Source organism: Pseudomonas sp. TNT2022 ID642, from assembly GCF_028656995.1.
Taxonomy (GTDB): domain Bacteria; phylum Pseudomonadota; class Gammaproteobacteria; order Pseudomonadales; family Pseudomonadaceae; genus Aquipseudomonas.
Genome location: NZ_JAMDGW010000024.1, coordinates 130,419 through 155,936, shown reverse-complemented (window position 1 = coordinate 155,936; position 25,518 = coordinate 130,419). Strand labels below are relative to the sequence as shown.

The following is a 25,518-nucleotide window of genomic DNA, read 5'->3' as shown; positions in this document are numbered from 1 at the left end:
TCAGTAAATCTTGACCGCTGCTGCGGCAAATCGTCCCGAAGGTCGCCCATCTTACCTTTAGCCATTCCAAGACAAAGCATGGCTTGGGGATTAGAATGTCGCGCATTCTCTTTTGGTGACAGCGATATGACTGATCAGCGCAAAGGCAGCGATGCCGAACCCACCACTCACTTCGGTTTCAAAAACGTTCCGGAAAGCCAGAAAGCGGAAAAAGTCGCTGAGGTTTTCCACTCGGTAGCCGCCAAGTACGACCTGATGAACGACCTTCTGTCGGGCGGCATGCACCGTTTGTGGAAGCGTTTCGCGATCGAACTGTCGGGCGTGCGCAGCGGTAACCGCGTGCTGGACATCGCCGGCGGTACCGGCGACCTGACCAAAAAGTTCTCGCACCTGGTAGGCCCTACCGGTCAGGTGGTATTGGCCGACATCAACGAATCGATGCTCAAGGTCGGCCGTGATCGTCTGCTCGATCTGGGTGTCGCCGGCAACGTAGAGTTTGTTCAGGCGGACGCGGAAAAACTGCCGTTCCCGGACAACCACTTCGACTGCGTGACCATCGCTTTCGGCCTGCGCAACGTCACGCACAAGGAAGACGCCCTGCGTTCGATGCTGCGCGTGCTTAAGCCCGGCGGTCGTTTGCTGGTGCTGGAATTCTCCAAGCCGACCAACGCGCTGATGTCGAAAGCCTACGACGCCTACTCGTTCGCCTTCATGCCACTGATGGGCAAGCTGATCACCAACGACTCGGAAAGCTATCGCTACCTGGCCGAATCGATCCGCATGCACCCGAATCAGGAAACCCTGAAGTCGATGATGGTCGACGCCGGTTTTGACCGCGTGACCTATCACAACATGACCGCAGGCATCGTCGCCCTGCACCGTGGCATCAAGCCCTGATGTTGCTCACCGGGCTGCTCGCCAGCGTTGAACTCGGCCTCAACCGGGTGCTGCGTCTCGACAGCACGGCGTTGCCGCGGCTGGCGCATTTGACCGGCAAGGTGATTGCCGTCGACTGCCGCAGCCCGGCGCTGCAACTGTTCATCCTGCCGAGTGACGAAGGTTTGATGCTGGCCTCGCATTGGGAAACCGACGTCGACTGCACCCTGCGTGCGCCGGCCTCGAGCCTGATCAAACTGGCCGTGAGCAAAGACAAGACGGCGGTGTTGCACGCCCCGGAAGTCGAGCTCGATGGCGACAGCGGCGTGCTGCTGGAGCTGGCCGGTGTGCTGCAAGACCTTGAGCTGGACTGGGAGTACGAACTCTCGCGCTGGCTCGGCCCGGTCGCCACGCAACTGGTCGGTGGCCACCTGCGCAGCCGCGCACGCTGGTATCAACAAGGATTTGCCAGCCTCAACCAGAACCTCGCCGAATACCTCGCCGAAGAATCGCGCACCCTTGTCGGGCAGCGCGAAGCCGAAGCGCGGTTCAGCGAACTGGACCGGATCAAACTTGATCTGGAACGTCTCGAGGCGCGTTTCGAGCGCCTTTCCCGATCCCTCGACCCAAGCGATAACGCATGAAGCTGCTCGCCGTCCGCCGTCTGTTGCGCATCCAGTCTGTCGTGATCCGCTACCGCCTCGATGACCTGCTGTTCGATCTGCCGCTGCCCTGGTTTCTCCTGGCGCTGCGCTATGTGCTGCCGTGGCGCTGGTTCCCGCGCAAGCCGCTGGATCTGAGCCGGGGTGCGCGTTTGCGCCTGGCGTTGCAGGATCTCGGGCCGATTTTCATCAAGTTCGGGCAGATTCTTTCGACCCGCCGTGACCTGCTGCCAGAAGACATCGCCGATGAACTGATGCTGCTGCAGGACCGCGTGCCGCCGTTCGATTCGCAGCTGTCGATCAAATTGATCGAAGAACAACTGGGCAAGAAAATCAGCGACGTGTTCAGCCGCTTCGACGTCGAACCGCTGGCTTCGGCCTCGGTGGCGCAGGTACATGCCGCGCAGCTGAAAACCGGCGAAGAAGTGGTGGTCAAGGTGATCCGTCCGGGCCTGAAGCCGATCATCGCGCAGGATCTGGCGTGGCTGTTCATCCTCGCCCGCGCCGCTGAAAAACTCTCTGCCGACGCGCGCCTGCTGCACCCGGTCGACGTGGTCCAGGACTACGAAAAAACCATCTACGACGAACTCGATCTGCTGCGCGAGGCGGCCAACGCCAGCCAGTTGAAGCGCAACTTCGAAGGTTCGCCGCTGCTCTACGTGCCGCAAGTCTACTGGGACTGGTGCCGGCCGAAAGTGCTGGTGATGGAGCGTATCTACGGCATTCAGGTCACCGATCTGGCGACCCTTGCCGATCAGCGCACCGACATGAAAAGGCTTGCCGAACGCGGTGTGGAAATCTTCTTCACCCAAGTGTTCCGCGACAGCTTCTTTCACGCCGACATGCACCCGGGCAACATCTTCGTCAGCACCGTCAATCCGTGGAGCCCGCAATACATTGCGATCGACTGCGGCATCGTCGGCAGCCTGACCCCGGAAGACCAGGATTATCTGGCGCGCAACCTGTTCGCGTTCTTCAAGCGTGATTACCGTCGTGTGGCGCAATTGCACATCGATTCGGGCTGGGTGCCGGCAGAAACCAAGCTCAACGAATTCGAAGCGGCGATCCGCACCGTGTGCGAACCGATCTTCGAAAAACCGTTAAAAGATATTTCATTTGGCCAGGTGCTGATGCGCCTATTCCAGACCGCGCGACGCTTCAACATGGAAGTGCAGCCGCAACTTGTCCTGCTGCAAAAGACCCTGCTGAACATCGAAGGCCTCGGCCGTCAGTTGTATCCGGATCTGGATCTGTGGAACACCGCGCAGCCATTCCTCGAACGCTGGATGCGCGAGCGCGTCAGCCCGAAAGCCTTGCTGGGCAACGTGCAGAGCCAGTTCGAACAACTGCCGCATCTGGCCAACATGGCCCGTGATCTGCTCGAGCGCATGTCCCAGCCGCACGCCTACGATCCACCGCCGCCATGGCATAAACGCAAGGACGACTGGTTCCTGCGCCTGCTCGGTTGCGCGCATCTGGCGGGCGGGGTGATCCTCGCCATCGGTGGCCCGCTTAACGAGTTGGGGCATTGGCCAGCCGGAATCATGGTGGCCGTGGGCTTGTATCTGGTCGTTCGCCGATAGCACGAATCAGCTGCAAGTTATAAGCTGCGAGCTGCAAGCCTGACGATACTGGAACACCGCAATCTGCTTTTACTTGCAGCTTGAAGCTCAAAGCTTGTAGCTGCGTTTCGGGAATTGAAGATGAAAAACTGGCTGGACGAGATCAAGTGGGACGCTGATGGCCTGGTGCCGGCGATTGCCCAGGATCACAAGACCGGACGCGTGCTGATGATGGCCTGGATGAACCGCGAAGCGCTCGAACTGACCGCTGCGGAAAACCGTGCAATCTACTGGTCACGTTCCCGTGGCAAGCTGTGGCGCAAGGGCGAAGAGTCCGGCCATGTGCAGACCTTGCATGAGATGCGTCTGGACTGTGACGCCGACGTGATCATCCTGATGGTTGAACAGATCGGCGACATCGCTTGCCATACCGGCCGTCAAAGCTGCTTTTATCGTGTCTTCGAAAACGGCGACTGGAAAACCGTCGATCCGGTGCTGAAAGACCCGCACGCAATCTATTCCGCAGGACACAAACATGAGTGACACCCTGACCCGCCTCGCTCAGGTACTTGAAGAGCGCAAAGGCGCAGCCGCCGACAGCTCCTATGTGGCTAGTCTGTATCACAAGGGTTTGAACAAGATTCTGGAGAAAGTCGGCGAAGAGTCGGTCGAAACCATTATTGCCGCCAAGGACGCCGCGATCAGTGGCGACTGCAGCGACGTGATCTACGAGACCGCCGACCTGTGGTTCCACAGCATGGTCATGCTCGCCCAACTGGGGCAGCATCCGCAGGCCGTGCTGGATGAACTTGACCGTCGCTTCGGCCTGTCCGGACACGTCGAGAAAGCCTCGCGTCCGTCCGCCTGAACAATTTTTAGAGAGGAACAGCAACATGGGCATTTTTGACTGGAAACACTGGATCGTCATTCTGGTTGTCGTGGTGCTGGTGTTCGGCACCAAGAAACTGAAAAACCTCGGCACCGACGTCGGTGAGTCGATCAAGGGCTTCCGCAAAGCCATGAACGACGATGAAAAACCGGCTGCCGATCCAACCGTGACGCCTGCGCAGCCGGTGCCACCGGTGCAGCCGCAAGCCACCGCTCAGGCCAACCCGCCGCACACCATCGACGTGCAGGCGCAGAAAGTCGAAGAGCCGATCCGCAAAGACGTGTGAGCACTGACTAATGTTTGGTATCAGCTTCTCTGAACTGCTGCTCGTCGGCCTCGTCGCCCTGCTGGTGCTGGGCCCCGAGCGTCTGCCGGGCGCTGCGCGCACCGCCGGCCTGTGGGTCGGTCGGCTGAAGCGCAGCTTCAACGCGATCAAACAGGAAGTTGAACGTGAAATCGGTGCCGACGAGATTCGTCGGCAACTGCACAACGAGCACATTCTGTCGCTGGAGCAGGAGGCGCGGAAGATTTTCAGCCCGGTTCAGCAAGAGCCAGCGCCGGTTGAGCATGTAGGTCAGCAGACGATTCATGCGCCGACTGCACCCGTCGCGCCTGCTCCGACACCTGCACCTGCAACTGCTGCCGTTGTAGCGCCGACAGAACCGGCAGCCGTAGAAACCTCGGTTGAACACGTTGCGCCAAACGCCGCGCCGATCACACCAGCGCCTCACGACCCTACTCTGCCGCCGCGAGCCCCATGAGCGATCTCCCCGAAAACGACCAGCACATGCCGCTGGTTTCGCACCTCACCGAGTTGCGCACCCGCCTGCTGCGTTGTGTGGCGGCGATCTTCATCATCTTCGCCGGGCTGTTCGCCTTCACCCAGCAGATCTACACCTTCGTCTCGACGCCGCTGCGCCAGTACCTGCCGGTCGGCGCGACGATGATCGCCACCGACGTGTCGTCGCCGTTCCTGACGCCGCTGAAGCTGACGATGATGGTCTCGCTGTTTCTCGCGATCCCGGTGATCCTGCATCAGATCTGGGGCTTTATCGCGCCGGGCCTGTACAAGCATGAGAAACGCATCGCGGTGCCGCTGCTGGTGTCGAGCATTCTGCTGTTCTATACCGGCATGGCGTTCGCCTATTACTTCGTGTTCCCGCTGATCTTCAAATTCTTCGCCGCAGCCACTCCGGCTGGCGTGGAAATGATGACCGACATCGCCAGTTACCTTGATTTCGTCATGACGCTGTTCTTCGCCTTCGGCGTGGCGTTCGAGATCCCGGTAGCTGTTGTGCTGCTGGTGTGGATCGGCGTGGTCGACGTGGCCTACCTGAAGAAGATCCGCCCATACGTGATCATCGGCTGCTTCGTGGTCGGCATGATCCTGACGCCGCCGGACATCTTCTCGCAGACCCTGCTGGCCGTGCCGATGTGGATGCTGTTCGAAATCGGCATCCTGTTCGGTGGCCTGATCAGCAAGCGCGAACGCCCGGACGAGAACCCGGCCGACGACCACAACGACCAGCCGCCAGCGACCCAGGCATGAACCTGCTGTTGCTCGAAGAGGCCGATTTCATTGCGGCCGACCGCGTGGTGCTGCGTGATCGCCGCCTGACCCATATGCAGGAAGTTCACCGTTCGGAAGTCGGTGACAGCCTGCGCGTCGGGCGCATCAACGGGCTGATGGGTTCGGCTGAGTTGCTGCGACTGGAAACAGGCGAAGCTGAGCTGCGCGTCACTCTCGATCAGCCGCCACCGGCCAAACTGCCGCTGACTCTCGTGCTGGCGCTGCCGCGGCCGAAAATGCTCCGCCGAGTGTTTCAGACCGTGGCGACCATGGGCGTGTCCAAGGTGATTCTGGTCAACAGCTATCGGGTCGAAAAAAGCTTCTGGCAGACACCGTTTCTTGAGCCTGAGGCGATTCGCGAAAACTTGATCCTCGGCCTCGAACAAGCCCGCGATACCGTGCTGCCGGAGATCATCATCGAGAAGCGCTTCAAGCCGTTTGTTGAAGATCGGCTGCCGGCGATTACCGAAGGCACCCTCGGTCTGGTCGGCCATCCCGGCAACTACCCGCCGTGCCCGCGCGCGCTCAGCGAACCGGTGACACTGGCCATCGGCCCTGAAGGCGGCTGGATCCCCTACGAAATCGATCTGCTGGCCAAGTCCGGCCTGCAACCGGTGCAACTCGGCGAACGCATCCTGCGCGTCGAAACCGCCGTCACCGCACTGCTCGCCCGCCTCTTCTAACCAAACACCGCTCCCCTGTAGGAGCTGCCGCAGGCTGCGATCTTTTGATGTTGTTTTTAGAAGCAAGATCAAAAGATCGCAGCCTACGGCAGCTCCTACATTGATACCGTGCGGTTCCGGCGGATAAATGGTGTTACAGATCGCTATCACTCGGCCGATACCCTCTCCATAAGTCCAATTAGTGGTCCGAAGGGAGTGGTCGCATGTACCGTTGGTTAGCCGAGAGTCTTGGAAACGTCAGCGTCAAACGCAAGCTGGGCATCGGTTTCGGCCTGGTGCTGTTGCTGACACTGTTGATCACCTTCACCGGCTGGACCGGCATGAGCGGCATCATCAGCCGCGGTGACAAACTCGGTTTTATCTCCAGCCTCAATGAGCTGACCAAGGACCTGCGCCTGGCGCGTCTGGACTACGAAGCACGCCGTGGCGAACAAGGTCCGGGCGCGGTCACCGATCTGCTGAACAAACTCGACAGCGGCCTGCAAACCGCTCGCAGCCTGATTGAACAGCCGGCCGATGCGGCGATGGTCGATCAACAGCTGGCCGCCGTCGCCGAGTACAAACGTGCCTTTGCCGACATGACCCAAGCCACCGTGCAGCGCGAAGATGCCCGCAGCAAGCTTGGCGCGAGTGCCGACAACGCCGTGGCGAAAGTCGCGGAAGTGGAAAAATCCATGCTGGCGGGTGATAGCGTCGCGCAATTCAACAGCGTGATCGAGCTGAGCAAACTCTTGCAGCAAGCTCGTTATCAGGTGCGTGGCTACACCTACAGCGGCAAGGCCGAAGCCGAGCAACCGGCGCTCGACGCCATCGACAACGCCCTGAAAAACCTCGACAGCCTGCCGGCAAAACTGCCGGAACAGCACATTGCCAACCTAAAACAAGCCACCGACTCGATCAAAGCCTATCGCGCGGCAGTTGCACAGTTCCGCGACTCCCAGGTCAACAACGCCAAGGCCGCCGCGCGCATGTCGACTCAGGGCGACATCCTCATCGACGTCAGCAAGAAACTCACCGAATCGCAGACCGTGGTGCGCGATACCGATGCCGCGCACGCCAAAAACATGCTGATCATCGCCACCCTGCTCGCCGTTGCCTTCGGCCTGCTGGCCGCTTGGGCGATCACTCGCCAGATCATCATCCCGCTGAACCAGACCCTGAAAGTCGCCGAGCGCGTGGCCGCTGGCGACCTGACCCACAACCTGGTTTCCCTGCGTCGCGACGAACTCGGCCAACTGCAACGCTCGATGCAGAGCATGACCCAAGGCCTGCGTGAACTGGTCGGCGGAATCAGCGATGGTGTCACCCAGATCGCCAGCGCCGCCGAAGAGCTATCAGCGGTGACCGAGCAGACCAGCGCCGGGGTCAACAATCAGAAGATCGAGACCGATCAGGTCGCCACCGCCATGAACGAAATGGCCGCCACCGTGCAGGAAGTCGCGCGTAACGCCGAAGAAGCTTCCGAAGCCGCCGTCGCCGCTGACCAACAGGCGCGCGAAGGCGACAAAGTCGTCGGCGAAGCGATCGCTCAGATCGAACGCCTAGCCGTTGAAGTCGGCCACTCCACCGAAGCCATGGGCGAATTGAAGCGCGAAAGCGACAAGATCGGCAGCGTCCTCGACGTGATCAAGTCGGTCGCTCAGCAAACCAACCTGCTGGCCCTCAACGCGGCCATCGAAGCGGCGCGTGCCGGTGAGGCCGGGCGAGGTTTTGCCGTGGTTGCCGATGAAGTGCGCAGCCTCGCCCAGCGCACGCAGAAGTCCACCGAAGAGATCGAAGAGCTGATCGTCGGCCTGCAGAACGGCACTCAGCAAGTGGCAACGATCATGGACAACAGCCGCACCCTCACCGACAGCAGCGTTGAGCTGACCCGTCGCGCGGGCGGTTCGCTGGAAAGCATTACGCGCACCGTGTCGGCGATTCAAGCGATGAACCAGCAGATTGCGGCGGCGGCCGAGCAGCAGAGCGCGGTGGCGGAAGAGATCAACCGTAGCGTGCTGAATGTACGGGATGTGTCGGATCAGACCTCGGCGGCGAGTGAAGAGACCGCGGCTTCCAGCGTTGAGCTGGCGCGCCTTGGCAACCACCTGCAGATGCTGGTGGGGCGCTTCAAGGTTTGAGGTGATTCATCCACCTCGGTTCGCTGTGAACCGAAGTGATGCTATCGCTGGCAAGCCAGCTCCCACAGTGAATGGGTTGAACACAGACTTTGTGATCGACTACAAACCCTGTGGGAGCTGGCTTGCCAGCGATGGCGGCCGAGAGAACGCCGCAGTTACAGAACCTGACGCAAGAACGCCTGAGCACGCGGATCCTTCGGCGCATCAAAGAACGCCGCCGGCGACGCATCTTCCAGCAATTTGCCGTGATCGAAAAACAACACCCGATCCGCCACTTCCCGGGCAAAGCCCATCTCGTGGGTCACGCAGACCATGGTCATGCCTTCCACGGCCAGGTTCTTCATCACGTCCAGCACCTCACCGACCATCTCCGGGTCGAGGGCCGAGGTTGGCTCATCGAACAACATCACCTTCGGCTCCATCGCCAGCGCCCGGGCGATCGCCACGCGCTGTTGCTGACCGCCGGACAGACGTGACGGAAACTCGTTGGCTTTTTGCGCGATACCAACCTTATTCAGCAACTCCATCGCCTTGGCCTCGCGCTCTTTCTTGCCGCGCTTGCGCACGACTTTCTGCGCCAGACAGAGGTTTTCCAGCACGGTCATGTGCGGGAACAGGTTGAAATGCTGAAAGACCATGCCGACTTCGCGGCGGTAGGCGTTGACGTCGGTTTTCGGGTCGGCCAGTTGCAGGCCGTCGATGCTCACCGAACCGGAGTCGAACTCTTCCAGACCATTGAGGCAGCGCAGGAAGGTCGATTTGCCGGAACCCGACGGCCCGATCACCACCAGCACTTCGCCCTTGGCCACCGTGGTGCTGACGTTATCCACCGCGCGCACCACTTGCCCACGGGTGTCGAAGACTTTTACCAGATCGCGGACTTCAATCACTTTGCGCGAGCCTCCGCTCAAGCCGGCTGGCGATTTTCGACAGCGGCAGGTTGATCAACAGGTACAGGCCGGCAACGCAGAACAGAATCTCGAACGGCGAGAACGACGTGGTGATGACTTCACGGCCGCTTTTCAGCAGCTCGGTGATGGCGATCACCGACACCAGCGAGGTGTCTTTCACCAAGCTGATGAACTGCCCGGCCAGCGGCGGCAGCACGCGTTTGAACGCTTGCGGCAGCACCACGTGACGCATCGATTGACCGGCACTCAGACCGAGCGAACGCGCCGCTTCGTTCTGGCCACGGGCAATCGATTGCACGCCGGAACGGATGATCTCGGCCACGTAGGCGCCAGTGAACAGCGACAGCGCGGCGATCCCGGCGAATTCGCGGGACAGGTTCATCACCGTGCCGATGAAGAAATAGAAAATGAAAATCTGCACCAGCAGCGGCGTACCGCGCACCAGTTCGACGTAAATGGTCGAGAGGTCGCGCAGGGTCGGGTTGCTGGACAGACGGCAGAGGCCGGTAACCAGACCAATCAACAGACCGAGTACCCCAGAGACCACTGACAGCCAAAGCGTCGTCCACAGGCCCCACAACAGCGGTCCTGCCGCCCAATGCCGGGTAACACCCACGGCGTCGCCTTCGGCCACATCGTCGCCCTGAGCGAATTGCAGGCTGTTCTCGTCGACGGTCAGGTGCTGCTCGTCACCGGCGTCATTGCGCAGGGTGACTTGCGCGCTGCTGCCCTTGCGCACAAGTTCGGTGACAGTGGAGATGTCGGTGGCACGCTGGGTTTCTTCCGCCTGATAGGCGAAGTACTGCGGCACGCGGTTCCAGCGCCATTCGTAGGACATCAGCGACGTCGCGTAATACAACGCGCCGGCCAGGCCGACCAGCACCAGCACGGTGAGGACGTGCCAGGGCCATTGGGCTTTTTTCTGTTTCATTGCGGGTTCTCGGATGATCGTTCCCACGCTCTGCGTGGGAATGCCGCTCGGGACGCTCTGCGTCCCTGCCTGTTCGTGACGCGGAGCGTCACAGGATGCGTTCCCACGCAGAGCGTGGGAACGATCAGCAGATGCGCGTTATTCCATGTCCTTGAGCCACTCGGTGCTCTTGAACCACTTGTCATGGATGCGATCATAGGTGCCGTCTTCGTGGATCTGGTGCAGGAAGTTGTTGATGAAGTTGAGGCTGTCGTAGTCACCCTTCTTCAGACCGAAAGCCAGTGGCTCGTAGGTGAACGGCTTGTCGAGGAACACCAGTTTGCCGGCGCCGACCTTGGTCACTGCAACCACGTTGTACGGCGCGTCGTAGATGAAGGCGTCAGCCTTGCCGTTGACCACGTCGAGCACGGCTTCCTGCTCGTTGTCGTAGCCGTGGTATTTGGCTTTGGAGATCAGCTTCTTGGCGACCATTTCGCCGGTGGTGCCGAGCTTGGAGGTGATGCGGTAGTCGGCGGTGTTCAGGTCTTTGTAGGACTTGATGGTGCCTTCCAGTTCCTTGCGGATCAGCAGGGTCTGGCCGACAACGATGAACGGTTCGCTGAAGTTCAGGCGCAGGTTGCGTTCCTGAGTCAGGGTCATGCCGCTGCCGATCATGTCGAACTTGTCAGTCATCAACGCCGGGATGATGCCGTCGTAACCGGTGGAAACCAGCTCCAGCTTGACGCCCATGGCCTTGGACATGGCTTTGAGGATGTCGACTTCGAAACCGATGATTTCGCCGCGTTTGTTGGTCATTTCAAACGGCATGTAGGTCGGATCCATACCGACTTTCAACGTGCCGCGCTTGACCGCGTCATCGATTGCGCCAGCCTGCGCCGCATTGACTGCAACCAGTGCCGTGACGCCGACCAGCAGCATCGACAGATACTTCTTCATCTTCAAGCCCCCAAAACCATTGCGTGTGCGGCGCGAAAACCAACAGTGACGGGCAAAAAAGCCCGGGTGCGCCAATTCGGGGACGGATGCTAACGCACTCGTTTTTTTGCACAAGGTTTAATGGACGATTTGTTTAACAATCAAGAGCCGACCCTCACCCCAGCCCTCTCCCAGAGGGAGAGGGGGCCGACCGAGGTGTCTCAAGCTATACGCCGACCTGAAAGATCGAGTCGATTATTGATTCGGCAAAGCAGGATCAGGTCGGCGTACCTCTGAAGCATCCCCCAATCGGTCCCCTCTCCCTCTGGGAGAGGGCTAGGGTGAGGGGCTTTTCAGCAGACCAAAAAAAACCCCGCAACATCGCGGGGTTTCTTTATCAGGCCGGTTGCGCCTGCAGGCTCACCGGTCGCAACGGCAGCAGCGGCGCATGCGGATCGGCTTTCACCGAAGCCCGCCAGGCATCCAGCCACTCAGCATGACCTTCGGCCCAAACCTGCTCATGCAGACGTGCCAGAGCAACAGGGTCGCTCAGCAGTTGCAGACGATCATGATTGTTCAGCCCGGCCGGGCCAACCTTGATCGCGTGACGCACACGTTCCTGACGCAACCACTCGATCGGCTCGGCCTGACCGTGACGGGAGGTCGCCAGCGAGCACGCCAAAGCGTTCTGCTGTGGATCGACCACCGCGCGGACAAAGCCGTCGTTGAGGGCGTGGTAACGGTTTTCGTGGGTGTACTGATCGGTCGCCAGCAGCGCCTGTGGCGGATTGTATTCCTCAGGAATGAGGAACAGGCTCTCGTCACGGGACTTCAGGCCCAGACCAACGCGGCTGGAAATCACCGACACCGGGATCGACAGCATCAGCGAACCGACGATCGGCACCAGCCACCAGAGGAAGCTCGGGTTCAGCCAGATCACCAGCAGCGCCCAGCAGAAGCCCAACAGGGTCTGCGGACCGTGGCGTTTGACCGCCTCGCTCCATGGCGTCGAGTCGTCGTCACGCTGCGGCGAGTTCCAGGTCGCCGCCCAGCCGAGGAACGCGGCGAGGACGAAACGGGTGTGGAAAATCATTCGCACCGGCGCCAGCAGCATGGAGAACAACATCTCCAGCAGCATCGACAGGGTCACTTTGAACTTGCCGCCGAACTCTTTCGCGCCCTTGGCCCAGATCAGGATGATGCTCAACAGTTTCGGCAGGAACAGCAGCACGATGGTCGTCGAGAACAGCGCGATCGCCTTGTCCGGGTGCCATTGTGGCCACAGCGGATAGAGCTGGCGCGGTTCAAGGAAGTACTGCGGCTCCATCAGCGTGTTCACCGCCAGCAGCGCGGTCGACAACACCAGGAAGAAGAACCACAACGGCGCCGACAGGTACGACATCACGCCGGTCAGGAACACCGCACGGTGCACCGGGTGCATGCCTTTGACCAGGAACAGACGGAAGTTCATCAGGTTGCCGTGGCACCAGCGACGGTCACGCTTGAGTTCGTCGAGCAGGTTCGGCGGCAGTTCTTCGTAGCTGCCCGGCAAGTCGTAGGCAATCCACACGCCCCAACCGGCACGGCGCATCAACGCGGCTTCAACGAAGTCATGGGACAGAATCGCACCCGAGAACGCGCCTTTACCCGGTAACGGCGCCAAGGCGCAGTGGTCGATAAACGGCTTCATGCGGATGATCGCGTTGTGACCCCAGTAGTGGGATTCACCCAACTGCCAGAAGTGCAGACCGGCGGTAAACAGCGGGCCGTAAACACGGGTCGCAAACTGCTGCATGCGCGCATACAGGGTGTCCATGCCCGACGCACGCGGCGCGGTCTGGATGATCCCGGCGTCCGGCGTGGCTTCCATCAAGCGCACCAGACTGGTCAGGCACTCGCCGCTCATCACCGAGTCAGCGTCGAGCACGACCATGTACTTATAGTCACCGCCCCAACGACGGCAGAAGTCGTCGAGGTTGCCGCTCTTGCGTTTCACACGACGACGGCGACGGCGATAGAAGATCTTGCCGAAGCCCTTGGCTTCGCGGCAGACATCCAGCCAGGCTTGTTGTTCGGCCACGCAGATGTCGGTGTCGTTACTGTCGCTGAGGACAAAAAAGTCGAAGCGGTCCAGATCACCGGTGGCAGCGACCGATTCGAACGTCGCCCGCAGACCGGCGAACACGCGCGGCACGTCTTCGTTGCAGATCGGCATCACCAGCGCGGTACGCGCGTCTTTGGCAATCGGCTCGTTGCCGGCACTTTTGCCGGAGATGCGATATTTATCGTGACCGGTGAGCAACTCGAGGAAGCCCATCAGCGCCGTCCAGAAACCGGCCGACACCCAGCAGAACAGAATCCCGAACAGAATCAGGATGCTGGTTTGCAGCGCATACGGCAGCACTTGCGTAGCGGTTTGCAGCAGCGGCTGGTGCAGGACTTCTTCCAGATCAACGAACGACCAGCCCTGGTACGGCATGATGCCTTTCATGTACCAGCCGGCGACGATGGTCTGGCCAAGCATCAGCAGCAACAGAATGTAGCGGCGGATCGAACCGACGGTGCGCCAGCGAGCGGCCGGCAAGACATTTTCGTCTTTCGGCGGTTGCGGCGGGTTGGTGGGACCGGTCATACGACGCCAGCCACGCACCAGAATATTGGTGCGCCATGGCTCCGGCACGACCTTGGTCCGGCGGATCGGCGGCGTGGCCTTCATGCTGACGCGACCGCTGGCGTCGAGCACCAGCATCTCCGCGTCTTCAAGTTCTTCGGCGGTGCTCAGGGTCAGGCGCTTGCCCACCGAAGCCTGGGCGGCCTCGGCAGGAGCGTCGAACGTTGAAGACGACAGGCGTTCATGCAGCTCGCTGAACGACTGGCAGCCCGCGAGTTCCGCGCGCTGCTCGTCGGTCATCGGCAGATGCGCCAGATACTCGGACAGAGTCTCTGGCTGTACTTGAGAGTTACTCATCGGCAGGCAACTGATAGCTCCAGGTCTCGGTCAGGACTTCTTCAGTCGGTGCCGATTCCGGTGTGGCTGGGGCCGCGTCGGCAGCAACAGGCTGCTTGGCGTCTTTGTTGGCCTTGTCCTTGGCATCTGCAGCTGGCTTGGCGTCGGCCTGTTTGGCCTCGGCGGCTTTGGCTTCCTTGTCGATTTTCTCTTGTTGCTTGGCGGCAACCTTGTCGGCCTTGGCAACGGACGAGTTGGACGCCGGCACCGAAGACTTGGCCAGATCAGCCGTGACGATTGGCTGCACCAGCGCGGCACGCATCTCGGTCGACTTGCTCGCGTCCTTGATCTTCATGCGCAAGGTCAAGCGCCAGCCTTTGGTTTCCGGGTTGTAGCGCACGCTGTTCTCAACCAGTTCGGCGTTGTCGCCGACACTGACCTGACTACGCACGTCGGCATCCGGTGCCAGGGCGGCCAGCGATGGACCTTCGAAGTCGACCAGGTAGGCAACGCTACCATCCGGCTGACGGATCAGGTTCGATTGCTTGACGTCACCGGTCGAACGCAGAGTCTGCGAAACCCAGGCGCTGTCCGGCGCGTGAATCGCCGCTTCGTCCATGGTCCAGTGCATGCGGTAAGCGAATTCCAGCGGCTGACCCGGCTCCGGCATTTTTTCCGGGCTCCAGAACGCAACGATGTTGTCGTTGGTTTCGTCGGCAGTCGGAATTTCTACCAGATCAACGGTGCCCTTGCCCCACTCGCCCTTCGGCTCGATCCAGGCGCTTGGGCGCTTGTCGTAGCGGTCGTCGAGGTCTTCGTAGTGGCTGAAGTCACGGCCACGTTGCAGCAGACCGAAACCACGCGGGTTCTCGATGCTGAAGTTGCTCACGGCCAGGTGTTTCGGGTTGTTCAGTGGGCGCCAGATCCACTCGCCGTTACCGGCATGGATCGACAGACCGCTGGAGTCGTGCAATTCACGACGGTAGTTGAGAACTTTCGACGGCTGGTTGGCGCCGAACAGGAACATGCTGGTCAGCGGTGCGATGCCCAGTTTGCCGACCTTGTCACGCAGGAACATCTGCGCCTTGACGTCGACAATGGTGTCGCTGCCCGGACGCAGGATCAGGCGGTAGGCACCGGTAGCGCGTGGCGAATCCAGCAAGGCGAAGATCACCAGGTGCTTGTCGCCCGGCTTCGGCTGTTGAATCCAGAACTCGCGGAAACGCGGGAATTCCTCACCCGACGGCAGCGCGGTATCAATCGCCAGACCACGCGCCGAGAGGCCGTAGGTGTGGCCCTTGCCGACAACGCGGAAGTAACTCGCGCCGAGCATGGTCATGATTTCGTCTTGCTTATCGGCCTTGTTGATCGGGTACAGCACACGGAAACCGGCATAACCCAGTTGTTCGGTGGCTTTCGGATCGAATTTCAGGTCGCCGAAATCGAAGCGCGTCGGATCGTATTTGATCTCTTCGACGGTGTTCGCTGTGATTTCGTTGATTTTCACCGGTGTATCGAAATGCATACCCTGGTGATAGAAGGATAGTTTGAACGGGGTCTTCTGATCAGCCCACTCAGCCTTTTCGGTGAGGAAGCGGATTTTCTGATAGTCCGCGAACTTCATGTCGCGGAATTCGTTCGGCAGGTTGCTGCGCGGGGCTTCGAACTTCTGCCCGGCCAGTTCTTTAGCCTTCGCCGATACATCGTCAAGATTGAACGCCCAAAGCTGGCCGGCGCTGAGCAGGCACAGGAGCGCCGAACCCGCTACCAGGGCACTTCGCATGCGTTTGGCAGACATTTTTGCTGCATTACAGGGACTAACAATCACGAGCAACCCTCGCCGAAAACAGATCAAAAAACCAACGGCCAGCAAGCCGTCTGTGTGGCCATTTTTGTCAGCTTATTTCGGTTCCAGGAAATCAGATACTGCGTTGCTGCTCCTCCCCATAGCAAGCTATGAGTCGTCGCAGCGCCTTGTCTCTGACTCCCTGGCCCTCGAAATAATGCTGGCAAAAATGGCCGTACAGACCGCTCATACCAGGTTGGCGAGCATTGTTCCGACTCCGCTGGGGCAAAATGATTCCCCAATCGGATCCGGACAAGTCTCTACCTAAGTGAAAATGGATCAGCGAACGCTGATCCCAGTGCGCGCGATTATCTAGTAGCCCGCATGACAACGCATCAGGGGTAACAAAGTATTTATCGCGAAAACACCCTAAAAACAGTCGAAATTTCCCAAAAAGGTGTTTCAAGCGCTTTCAGGTCTGTAACAAAAAGGTAACCGGGCCATCGTTGACCAAATGCACCTGCATATCGGCGCCGAATCTACCTGATGCCACAGTGCCATGCACCTGTTTCGCACTGCTTAATAGATAGTCGAACAATTCCTCGCCCAAGGCCGGAGGCGCCGCCGTCGAAAAGCTCGGGCGCAACCCGCTTTTGGTGTCGGCCGCCAGGGTGAACTGCGAGACCAGCAGCAACCCGCCACCGACATCGGCGAGGGACAAGTTCATCTTGCCCTCCGCATCACTGAATACCCGATAGTTAAGCAGCTTATGCAGAAGTTTGTCGGCGCTGGTACGCGTGTCGTCGGGTTCGACCGCCACCAGCACCAGCAAACCGTGATCTACCGCGCCAACTACTTCGCCAGCCACTTCAACCCGCGCACCGCGAACGCGCTGTAAAAGCCCCTTCATGCTTCTTCGGGCGGCAGGTCGAGCAGGCGCCGGGCCATGTTGCCCGCCGCACGCACCAGCGCATCGGTGATGCCCGGTTCAGAGGCCGCGTGGCCGGCATCGCGGATCACCTGCAGTTCGCTGTTCGGCCAGGCTTGATGCAATTCCCAGGCGTTGTCGAGCGGGCAGATCACGTCGTAGCGACCGTGAATGATTACGCCGGGCAAATGGGCGATCTTGCCCATGTCGCGAATCAGTTGGTTCGGCTCAAGGAAAGCGTTGTTGGTGAAGTAGTGGCATTCGATTCGCGCGATCGACAGTGCGCGCTGCGGCTCGGAGAAGCGATCGACCACCAGCGGGTTCGGCCGCAGGGTCGCGGTGCGCCCTTCCCAGGTCGACCAGGCTTTGGCCGCGTGCATCTGCGCAATCTGGTCGTTGCCGGTCAGACGCTTGTGGAATGCGCTGAGCAGATCGTCGCGTTCGTCCAGCGGGATTGGCGCAATGTAATCCTGCCAGTAATCGGGGAACAGACGACTGGCACCCGCCTGATAGAACCACTCGATTTCCTGCGGACGGCAGAGAAAGATCCCGCGCAGGATCAGACCGTGCACACGCTCAGGGTGGGTTTGCGCATAGGCCAGCGCCAGGGTCGAACCCCACGAGCCGCCGAACAACACCCATTTGTCGATGCCCAGGTGTTTGCGGATGCGCTCAAGGTCGGCTACCAGATCCCAAGTGGTGTTGTTTTCCAGGCTGGCGTGCGGCGTGGAGCGCCCGCAACCGCGCTGGTCGAAGGTGACAATGCGATACAGGTTCGGATCGAAATAGCGGCGGCTCTGTGCGTCGCAACCGGCGCCGGGCCCGCCGTGGATGAACACCACCGGCAAACCCTCCGGTGAACCGCTTTCGTCGACGTACAGCGTATGGGTGTCATCGACAGCCAGATCGTGCCGGGCGTGAGGTTTGATCTGCGGAAACAAAGTCTGCATTGCGCGCTCCGTAAGGGGTCGAGGTCATCCCTGGGGGGACTTCTATTATTCTGCCGTTGGGCATCATAAACCCGATTTACGTCAATGAGCATGCTCCGGGGCCTGATCGTTCCCACGCTCTGCGTGGGAACGATCAAACTTGCTCCTTTGTAGGAGCTGCCGAAGGCTGCGATCTTTTGACTTTGCTTTTCAGAATCAAAAGAGGATCAAAAGATCGCAGCCTTCGGCAGCTCCTACAGGGTTGGATCAGCCGGTGTAGTGAGACTTTGCCCAGGCCAGATAGCCTTGTAGCAGTTCCTTGAGCACGACTTGCGTCGGTTCGGCCAGATCCGCGCGGTAGCGGAACGGTTCGAACTCTTCCATGTAGGTGCTCTGGCACAACTCCAGTTGCACCGCGTGGATGTTCTCGGCCGGGTTGCCGTAATGGCGGGTGATGTGGCCGCCCTTGAAGCGGCCGTTGAGCACGTGGCTGTAATCAGCGTGGCGCGCGCAGATCGCTTCCAGTTGCGTGGCCAATTGCGGATCACAACTGGCGCCATTGAAGGTGCCAAGGTTGAAGTCCGGCAGTTTGCCGTCGAACAGGTGCGGGATGATCGAGCGGATCGAATGCGCATCGAACAGCAGCGCGTAACCGAATTCGGCCTTCAGCCGTGCCAGCTCTTCCTGAAGCGTGCGGTGGTATGGCGTCCAGATCTGCTCCAGATAAGTCGCACGCTCTTCTTTCGACGGTTCGAGACCTTCGCGGAACAACGGAATGCCATCGAACAGCGTCGCCGGATACAGTCCGGTGGTTGCCCCTGCGTACAACGGTTTGTCGTCGGACGGACGGTTCAAGTCGATGACGAACCGCGAGTACTCGGCAGCCAACGTGCTCGCGCCCAGGTCTTCGGCGAAGTCGTAGAGCTGCGGAATATGCCAGTCGGTATCCGGCAGGCTTTTCGCATCGGCGATCAACCCGGCCTCGACCGCAGGCGTCAACCGCACACCAGCATGCGGCATGCTGATCAGCAGCGGCACGCGGCCTTGTTTGAAGTTCAGAACCTTATCCACAACCGCCCTCCTACAGATTTGATTCGACGCCGTGACGCACGACGCGTTTATCCAGATCACCACCGAGCCAATAGGCCAGATCCGCCGGACGATCGATGTGCCAGGCGACGAAATCCGCGACCTTGCCGACTTCCAGCGATCCGTGGGTATCCACCATGCCCAGCGCTTGCGCAGCGTGAATCGTCGCGCCGGCCAGGGCTTCTTCCGGGGTCATGCGGAAACAGGTGCAGGCCATGTTCAACATCAGCCGCAATGACAGCGCCGGCGAGGTGCCGGGGTTGAGGTCGCTGGCGATGGCGATTTTCACTTTGTGTTTGCGCAGGGCGTCCATCGGTGGCAACTGGGTTTCACGCAGGAAATAGAACGCGCCCGGCAGCAGCACCGCGACGGTGTGGGATGCTGCCATGGCGATGGCGTCGGCCTCGTCCATGAATTCCAGATGATCGGCGGACAACGCCTTATAGCGCGCGGCGAGGCTGGAGCCATGCAGCGACGACAATTGTTCGGCATGCAGTTTCACTGGCAGGCCGAGTTTTTGTGCGGCGATAAACACGCGTTCGACTTGCTCAGGGGAGAACGCCAGGTATTCGCAGAACGCATCCACGGCATCGACCAGACCTTCGGCAGCCAGTGCGGGCAGCATTTCGCTGCAGATCAGATCGATGTAGTCGTCGGCGCGATCTTTGTATTCCGGTGGCAACGCGTGGGCGGCCAAGCAGGTGCTGCGTACGCTGATCGGCAGCTCTTTTTCCAGGCGACGGATGACGCGGAGGATTTTGCGTTCGTTGACCAGATCGAGACCGTAACCGGACTTCATTTCGACCGTGGTCACGCCGTCGCGCATCAGGCTTTTCAGGCGTTTGGCGGCGCTGGCGAACAGTTCGTCTTCAGTCGCTTCGCGCGTCGCGCGCACGGTGCTGGCGATGCCGCCGCCGGACGCTGCGATTTCCGCATAGCTGACGCCTTGCAGACGCTTTTCGAATTCGCCGCTGCGGTTGCCGCCGAACACCGTGTGGGTGTGGCAGTCGATCAGGCCGGGGGTGACCCACGCGCCTTGCAAGTCATTGACCGCCGGGTATTCGCCGGACGGCAATTGATTGCGCGGGCCGATCCACTCGATGAGCGCACCGGACGTCACGATGGCCGCATCCTCGATGATCGAGTAGACGCCCTGCGCCATGGTTGCGACGTGGCAGTGTTGCCAGAGGGTTTTCACTGTTGGCCTCCGTTGGGGTTGGTTTGGTGGGCAGCCTTGAAAAGCCCCTCACCCTAGCCCTCTCCCGGAGGGAGAGGGGACTGACCGGGTTGTTCTGTCGAGGTACGCCGACCTGAAAGTCTTGAGCCGAACTCAGGCCTTGAAGCTCACCGAGATCGACTTCCTTTTCCCTCTCTCTCATAGACGAAAAAGGACTGACCGTTGTTCTGTCGAGGTACAGCGACCTGAAAATCTTGAGCCAAACTCAGGCTCTGAAAACCACGAGGATCTGCTCTTTTCCCCCTCTCACTCCCGGAGAAGAAGGACTGACCGGGTTGTTATGTCGAGGTACAGCGACCTGAAAATCTCGAACCGAACTCAGGCTTTGAAAACCATGAAGATCGGCTCCCTTCCCCCTCTCCCCCCTGGGGGAGAGGGCTGGGGTGAGGGGGATCGATTTCACTAACAACAAAACTCCCCCTGAAAACACACTTACAAACTAGGCAGCAATTTCGCCGAAACCAGCTCAGTCAAACACCGCGAAGCCAGCAATTCAGTCGCCGCATTGATATCCGGCGCAAAAAACCGGTCCTTCTCATAAAACGGCACTTCCTTACGCAAAATCGCCCGCGCCTGTTCCAGCTTCGCCGAGGTCTTCAGACCGTTACGCAGATCCAGCCCCTGCACCGCCGCCAGCCATTCCACCGCAAGAATCCCACGGGTGTTTTCAGCCATTTCCCAAAGACGCTTGCCCGCAGCAGGCGCCATGGAAACGTGGTCTTCCTGGTTGGCCGAAGTTGGCAGGCTGTCCACCGAATGCGGATGCGACAACGCCTTGTTCTCGCTGGCCAATGCCGCTGCCGTCACTTGAGCAATCATGAACCCGGAGTTCACCCCGCCATTGGCGACGAGGAACGGCGGCAGTTGCGACATGTGCTTGTCCATCATCAGCGAAATGCGGCGTTCGCTCAGCGAGCCGATTTCGGCGATGGCCAGGGCCATGTTGTCAGCAGCCATGGCCACCGGTTCGGCGTGGAAGTTGCCGCCGGAAATCACATCGCCCTCAGCGGCAAACACCAGCGGATTGTCGGAAACGGCGTTGGCTTCAACCGCCAGCACTTCAGCAGCCTGACGAAACTGCGTCAGGCAAGCGCCCATGACTTGCGGCTGGCAACGCAGCGAATACGGATCCTGAACCTTTTCGCAGTTCTGGTGCGAGTCAGAGACTTCGCTGCGCTCACCGAGCAGATCACGATAGGCAGCCGCCGCGTCGATCTGCCCTTTCTGGCCGCGAGCCGCGTGAATGCGTGCATCGAACGGCGAACGCGAACCCAAAACGGCTTCAACCGTCAGACCGCCCAACGCCAAGGCACCGGCAAACAAGTCTTCACCTTCAAACAGACCACGCAGGGCGAACGCGGTGGAAACCTGAGTACCGTTGAGCAGCGCCAGACCTTCTTTCGCCGCCAGCGTCAGCGGCGTCAGGCCAGCCACTTTCAGCGCTTCGGTGGCTTCCATCCACTCACCCTTGTAGCGCGCCTTGCCTTCACCCAGCAGCACCAGCGACATGTGCGCCAATGGCGCGAGGTCACCCGATGCACCTACCGAACCTTTCAGCGGAATATGCGGATAAACCTCGGCATTGATCAGCGCGATCAGCGCATCGATCACCACGCGGCGAATGCCGGAGAAACCACGGCTGAGGCTGTTGACCTTGAGCACCATGATCAGCCGCACCAGTTCATCGCTGATCGGCTGGCCAACACCTGCGGCATGGGACAGCACCAGCGAACGCTGGAGGTTTTCCAGGTCTTCACTGGCGATGCGCGTCGAGGCCAGCAGGCCGAAACCGGTGTTGATGCCGTAAGCGGTGCGATTCTCGGCGAGGATCTGCTCGACGCAGGCAACGCTGGCTTCGATCTGCGCCGAGGCGCTGTTGTCGAGCGTCAGCTTGACCGGGTTCTGGTAGACGTCACGCAGTTGGGCCAGGCTCAGTTGGCCGGGAATCAGGTTCAGCGCAGTCATTTTGTGCTCCTTTTGAGAGTTTGTTATTAACTCGCCAGACGCTCCGGAGATGTCCGTTGTCCGTCGCGTCTCGCCTTTTGGGGAGTCGCGCCTTGGCACGCTGGCGTGGGTATTGGTCAGTGCAAATTCGGTAACACGTTGTGCGGCAGATTCGGGTTTTTCAACAAGCTCGCAGCGGCAGCGATGTCCGGCGCCAGCCAGCGATCCTGATCGTAGGCCGGGACTTTTTCGCGCAGCAGTCGCCAAGCGATATCGGTGCCCACGCCAAAGCGCTGTTCCTTGAGGAACTCAAACGCCTGCGCTGCCAGCAGGTACTCGATGGCGAGAATCTGCGTGCAGTTTTCCAGCGCGCGATGCAGCTTGAGCGCGGCGTTGGTGCCCATGCTCAAGTGATCTTCCTGCAGGCCCGAAGTGATGTAGTTATCGAGTACCGCCGGTTGCGCCAATTGGCGGTTTTCCGCACACAGCGATGCGGCGACGTATTGCACGATCATCATCCCGGAGTTCACCCCCGGATTGGCCACCAGAAACGCCGGCAGACCGCTGACGTGCGGGTTCACCAAACGGTCGAGGCGACGCTCGGCAATCGAGCCGATTTCGGCCATGGCAATCGCCAGCAAATCGGCTGCCATTGCCACCGACTGGCCGTGCGGGTTGGCTTGCGACATCACCCGGAAGTTGTCCGGCGTGCCGAGCAACAGTGGGTTGTCGGTGCAGCCGTTGAGCTCGGCCTCGACCTGTTTGATCGCATGCTCCAGTTGATCGCGCGCGGCGCCATGCACCTGCGGAATCGAACGAATGCTCAGCGCATCCTGAGTGCGAATGCCTTTGCTCGAGGCGATCACTTCGCTGCCATCGAGCAACGCACGCAGATTGATGCCGACCTGCTGCATGCCCGGGTGCGGCTTCAGCGCGATGATCTCTGCGTCGAACGCATCGATCTGGCCGCGCTGGGCTTCGAAACTCATTGCGCCGATGACGTCGGCCCATTGCACCAACCGCGTTGCGTCGGCAATCGCAAGACAGCTGAGGCCGGTCATGCACGGCGTGCCGTTGACCAGGCACAAACCGTCCTTCGCGCCGAGTTGCACCGCTTGCAGACCTTCTTCGGCCAGCGCCTGTTGCGCCGAGGTGATCTGCCCGCGATAGCGGACATTACCGACGCCGAGCAACGCGATGCCGATGTGCGCCATGTGGGTCAGGTAACCGACCGAGCCTTGCGACGGAACCTGCGGGGTGATGCCGCGATTGAGCAGTGCCAGCAGGCCTTCAACCACGCGGCGGTGGATCCCGGATTTGCCGTGACTGTAGTTGTGAATCGCCGCGCAGATGATCGCGCGGGTCTGCTCATCGGCGAGCACCGGGCCGACGCCGCAGGCGTGGCTGAGCAAGGTGTTGCGCGACAACTGGCTGAGCTGTTCGTCTTGCAGCGAGACGTTGGACAAACCGCCCAGGCCGGTGTTGACGCCATAGGCGCGCTCGCCGCTTTCGACGATACGCTGGACGATGCCTTGGGCGTTTTCGATGCGCGCCCAGGTGTCGCTCGACAGCTCGAGTCGAGCGCCGTGACGGGCGACGGCGACCACGTCCTGCCAACGCAGAGGGCTGCCTGTGATAACGATTTTTTCAGCCTGGGACATCTAAAAAACCTCTTGAACAAGATCGTTCCCACGCTCTGCGTGGGAATGCCGCCTGGGACGCTCCGCGTCCCGACTTCTGCTCTGTGCAGGGTGACGCGGAGCGTCACGGGATGCATTCCCACGCAGAGCGTGGGAACGAGCGTCAGACCACCGCCGCCCGCCGCTGCACGAACCGGTCGACATACTCATCCGCTGGCGAATGCAGGATCTCTCTCGGCGTACCAACCTGAATCAACTTCCCATCCTTGAGAATCGCAATGCGGTTACCAATGCGCACCGCCTCATCAAGGTCGTGGGTGATAAACACGATGGTCTTGTGCAGGGTCTTTTGCAGCTCCAGCAACTGGTCCTGCATCTCCGCGCGGATCAGCGGGTCCAGCGCACTGAACGCTTCGTCCATGAGGATGATGTCGGTGTCCGCCGCCAAGGCGCGGGCCAAACCGACACGCTGGCGCATGCCGCCGGAAAGCTGGTGCGGGTATTTGTTTTCGTAGCCTTTGAGGCCCACGGTGTTGATCCAGTGCAGCGCGCGTTCCGAGCACATTTGCTTGCTCTCGCCACGCACTTTCAGGCCGTAGGCGACGTTATCGAGCACGGTCTTGTGCGGCAGCAGGCCGAAGCTCTGGAACACCATGCTGATCTTGTGTCGACGAAATTCGCGCAGGGCATCCATGTCGTATTGCAGGATGTCCACGCCGTCGACGAGGATCGCGCCGCTGGTCGGGTCGATCAGGCGATTGAAGTGGCGCACCAGCGTCGACTTGCCGGAGCCCGACAGGCCCATGATCACGAAGATCTCGCCGGTGCCGATGCTCAGCGACAGGTCGTTGACGCCGACCACGCAACCGGTTTCGCTCAGCACCTGATCCTTGGTCTTGCCCTGACCGACCATGGCCAGTGCATCCTTGGCGCGGTTGCCGAAAATCTTGAAGACGTTTTTGACTTCGATCTTGCTCACGGTTGCATTGTTCATTTGCTCACCTCATGCCGTGGCCGACCGTACGCCTGAGTAATGCGGTCGATGACCACTGCGAGAATCACGATCGCCAGACCGGCTTCGAGGCCGCGCCCGACGTTGAGGGTCTGAATCCCCACCAGCACATCTTCACCCAGGCCACGGGCACCGATCATCGAGGCGATCACCACCATCGACAGGGCCATCATGGTGGTCTGGTTGATCCCGGCCATGATGCTCGGCAGGGCCAGCGGCAGTTGCACGCCGAACAGTTGCTGCCAGCGGTTGGCGCCGAACGCGTTGATCGCTTCCATCACTTCGCCGTCGACCTGGCGAATACCCAGATCGGTCAGGCGAATCAGCGGCGGTGCGGCGTAGATCACCGTGGCGAAAATCGCCGGCACCTTGCCCAGACCGAACAGCATCAACACCGGGATCAAGTACACGAAACTCGGCATGGTCTGCATGATGTCGAGCAGCGGCATCAGCACCGAACGCAGGCGATTGCTGCGCGCCGAGAGAATCCCCAGCGGAATGCCGATCAGCACCGAAATGATCGTCGCGACCATCATCAGCGCCAGCGTCTGCATAAGCTTGTCCCACAAGCCAACGGCGCCGACGAGGAACAGCAGACCGACGATGACTGCCGTGGTCACGACTTTGCGCGTGGCATGCCAGGCAACCACACCAACGATGGCCAGCATCAACCACCACGGCGCCGCACGCAGCAGGCCTTCGAGGTTGACGATGGCCCAGAGCAGGGTGTCGGAGATGTGGCGGAACACATCACCGTAGTTGGTGACCAGCGAATCGACCCAACCGTTGACCCAGTCGGCGATGGAAAAGGTAAAGCTTTCGGGAAACATAAGCGGCTCTCAATCAGAAATCTCAATCAAGCGTTTACGGCATATCCCCCGGCCAGC

At 60.3% G+C, this 25,518-nt stretch carries 23 protein-coding genes and 1 pseudogene; 11 read left to right on the top strand and 13 right to left on the bottom strand.

Going from position 1 to position 25,518, the window contains the following annotated elements; all coding sequences use genetic code 11:
- The first annotated feature begins 126 nt into the window (after positions 1-126).
- The 11 genes and pseudogenes from ubiE (at position 127) to M5G26_RS29615 (ending at position 8,362) form a co-directional block, all read left to right on the top strand.
- On the top strand, positions 127-897 hold the full coding sequence (gene ubiE / locus M5G26_RS23530) for a bifunctional demethylmenaquinone methyltransferase/2-methoxy-6-polyprenyl-1,4-benzoquinol methylase UbiE (protein WP_008080626.1): 771 nt from the start codon (positions 127-129) through the stop codon (positions 895-897).
- A complete protein-coding gene (locus M5G26_RS23525; protein WP_083367257.1) occupies positions 897-1,520 on the top strand; it encodes a ubiquinone biosynthesis accessory factor UbiJ in 624 nt (207 codons plus the stop codon). The genes ubiE and M5G26_RS23525 overlap by 1 nt, the downstream gene beginning before the upstream one ends.
- The gene (ubiB, locus tag M5G26_RS23520; protein ID WP_273916606.1) at positions 1,517-3,121 is read left to right on the top strand and encodes a ubiquinone biosynthesis regulatory protein kinase UbiB; all 1,605 of its coding nucleotides are present in this window, start codon (positions 1,517-1,519) and stop codon (positions 3,119-3,121) included. Before M5G26_RS23525 ends, ubiB begins: the two co-directional genes overlap by 4 nt.
- Before the next feature lie 120 nt (positions 3,122-3,241).
- Positions 3,242-3,643, top strand: coding sequence for a phosphoribosyl-AMP cyclohydrolase (gene hisI / locus M5G26_RS23515; protein ID WP_007909357.1), 402 nt, complete (start codon positions 3,242-3,244; stop codon positions 3,641-3,643).
- On the top strand, positions 3,636-3,968 hold the full coding sequence (locus M5G26_RS23510; RefSeq protein ID WP_003220849.1) for a phosphoribosyl-ATP diphosphatase: 333 nt from the start codon (positions 3,636-3,638) through the stop codon (positions 3,966-3,968). Before hisI ends, M5G26_RS23510 begins: the two co-directional genes overlap by 8 nt.
- A gap of 25 nt (positions 3,969-3,993) precedes the next feature.
- Positions 3,994-4,275, top strand: coding sequence for a twin-arginine translocase TatA/TatE family subunit (locus M5G26_RS23505; protein WP_003220847.1), 282 nt, complete (start codon positions 3,994-3,996; stop codon positions 4,273-4,275).
- 10 nt (positions 4,276-4,285) lie between these two features.
- On the top strand, positions 4,286-4,750 hold the full coding sequence (gene tatB, locus M5G26_RS23500) for a Sec-independent protein translocase protein TatB (RefSeq protein ID WP_273916605.1): 465 nt from the start codon (positions 4,286-4,288) through the stop codon (positions 4,748-4,750).
- On the top strand, positions 4,747-5,538 hold the full coding sequence (tatC, locus tag M5G26_RS23495; protein WP_007909342.1) for a twin-arginine translocase subunit TatC: 792 nt from the start codon (positions 4,747-4,749) through the stop codon (positions 5,536-5,538). The genes tatB and tatC overlap by 4 nt, the downstream gene beginning before the upstream one ends.
- Complete coding sequence (locus tag M5G26_RS23490) at positions 5,535-6,242, top strand: 16S rRNA (uracil(1498)-N(3))-methyltransferase (protein WP_186613011.1); 708 nt, start codon at positions 5,535-5,537, stop codon at positions 6,240-6,242. Before tatC ends, M5G26_RS23490 begins: the two co-directional genes overlap by 4 nt.
- A 203-nt stretch (positions 6,243-6,445) precedes the next feature.
- Positions 6,446-7,507 (top strand): annotated as a pseudogene (locus M5G26_RS29620) (methyl-accepting chemotaxis protein); the annotation flags it as partial.
- Positions 7,490-8,362 carry a methyl-accepting chemotaxis protein gene (locus tag M5G26_RS29615; protein ID WP_435038515.1) on the top strand — a complete coding sequence of 291 codons (873 nt, stop codon included), beginning with the start codon at positions 7,490-7,492 and terminating at the stop codon, positions 8,360-8,362. The pseudogene M5G26_RS29620 and the gene M5G26_RS29615, both read left to right, overlap by 18 nt.
- A 155-nt stretch (positions 8,363-8,517) precedes the next feature.
- On the opposite strand, the gene M5G26_RS23480 is transcribed toward M5G26_RS29615, so the two are convergent.
- The 13 genes from M5G26_RS23480 to M5G26_RS23420 form a co-directional block, all read right to left on the bottom strand.
- The gene (locus M5G26_RS23480; RefSeq protein WP_134178400.1) at positions 8,518-9,252 is read right to left on the bottom strand and encodes an amino acid ABC transporter ATP-binding protein; all 735 of its coding nucleotides are present in this window, start codon (positions 9,250-9,252) and stop codon (positions 8,518-8,520) included.
- The gene (locus M5G26_RS23475) at positions 9,245-10,204 is read right to left on the bottom strand and encodes an amino acid ABC transporter permease (RefSeq protein WP_150692960.1); all 960 of its coding nucleotides are present in this window, start codon (positions 10,202-10,204) and stop codon (positions 9,245-9,247) included. The genes M5G26_RS23480 and M5G26_RS23475 overlap by 8 nt, the downstream gene beginning before the upstream one ends.
- 138 nt (positions 10,205-10,342) lie before the next feature.
- Positions 10,343-11,140, bottom strand: coding sequence for a transporter substrate-binding domain-containing protein (locus M5G26_RS23470; protein ID WP_034152980.1), 798 nt, complete (start codon positions 11,138-11,140; stop codon positions 10,343-10,345).
- Positions 11,141-11,516: 376 nt separating this feature from the next.
- The gene (gene mdoH, locus M5G26_RS23465; protein WP_273916603.1) at positions 11,517-14,087 is read right to left on the bottom strand and encodes a glucans biosynthesis glucosyltransferase MdoH; all 2,571 of its coding nucleotides are present in this window, start codon (positions 14,085-14,087) and stop codon (positions 11,517-11,519) included.
- Entirely contained in the window at positions 14,080-15,864 is a 1,785-nt protein-coding gene (locus tag M5G26_RS23460) for a glucan biosynthesis protein G (RefSeq protein ID WP_401046770.1), read from the bottom strand. Before M5G26_RS23460 ends, mdoH begins: the two co-directional genes overlap by 8 nt.
- 460 nt (positions 15,865-16,324) lie before the next feature.
- Complete coding sequence (dtd, locus tag M5G26_RS23455; RefSeq protein ID WP_007909321.1) at positions 16,325-16,762, bottom strand: D-aminoacyl-tRNA deacylase; 438 nt, start codon at positions 16,760-16,762, stop codon at positions 16,325-16,327.
- Entirely contained in the window at positions 16,759-17,730 is a 972-nt protein-coding gene (pip, locus tag M5G26_RS23450; RefSeq protein ID WP_008080611.1) for a prolyl aminopeptidase, read from the bottom strand. The genes dtd and pip overlap by 4 nt, the downstream gene beginning before the upstream one ends.
- 246 nt (positions 17,731-17,976) lie before the next feature.
- Entirely contained in the window at positions 17,977-18,780 is an 804-nt protein-coding gene (gene hutG / locus M5G26_RS23445; RefSeq protein WP_273916602.1) for an N-formylglutamate deformylase, read from the bottom strand.
- Positions 18,781-18,790: 10 nt separating this feature from the next.
- A complete protein-coding gene (gene hutI, locus M5G26_RS23440; protein WP_273916601.1) occupies positions 18,791-19,996 on the bottom strand; it encodes an imidazolonepropionase in 1,206 nt (401 codons plus the stop codon).
- 471 nt (positions 19,997-20,467) lie between these two features.
- Positions 20,468-22,000, bottom strand: a complete 1,533-nt coding sequence (gene hutH, locus M5G26_RS23435) for a histidine ammonia-lyase (RefSeq protein ID WP_134178407.1) — start codon at positions 21,998-22,000, stop codon at positions 20,468-20,470.
- 116 nt (positions 22,001-22,116) lie between these two features.
- On the bottom strand, positions 22,117-23,640 hold the full coding sequence (locus M5G26_RS23430; protein ID WP_273916600.1) for an HAL/PAL/TAL family ammonia-lyase: 1,524 nt from the start codon (positions 23,638-23,640) through the stop codon (positions 22,117-22,119).
- Between the two features lie 142 nt (positions 23,641-23,782).
- Entirely contained in the window at positions 23,783-24,613 is an 831-nt protein-coding gene (locus tag M5G26_RS23425; RefSeq protein ID WP_273916599.1) for a quaternary amine ABC transporter ATP-binding protein, read from the bottom strand.
- Complete coding sequence (locus M5G26_RS23420; RefSeq protein ID WP_007949591.1) at positions 24,610-25,461, bottom strand: ABC transporter permease; 852 nt, start codon at positions 25,459-25,461, stop codon at positions 24,610-24,612. The genes M5G26_RS23425 and M5G26_RS23420 overlap by 4 nt, the downstream gene beginning before the upstream one ends.
- Between the last annotated feature and the right edge of the window lie 57 nt (positions 25,462-25,518).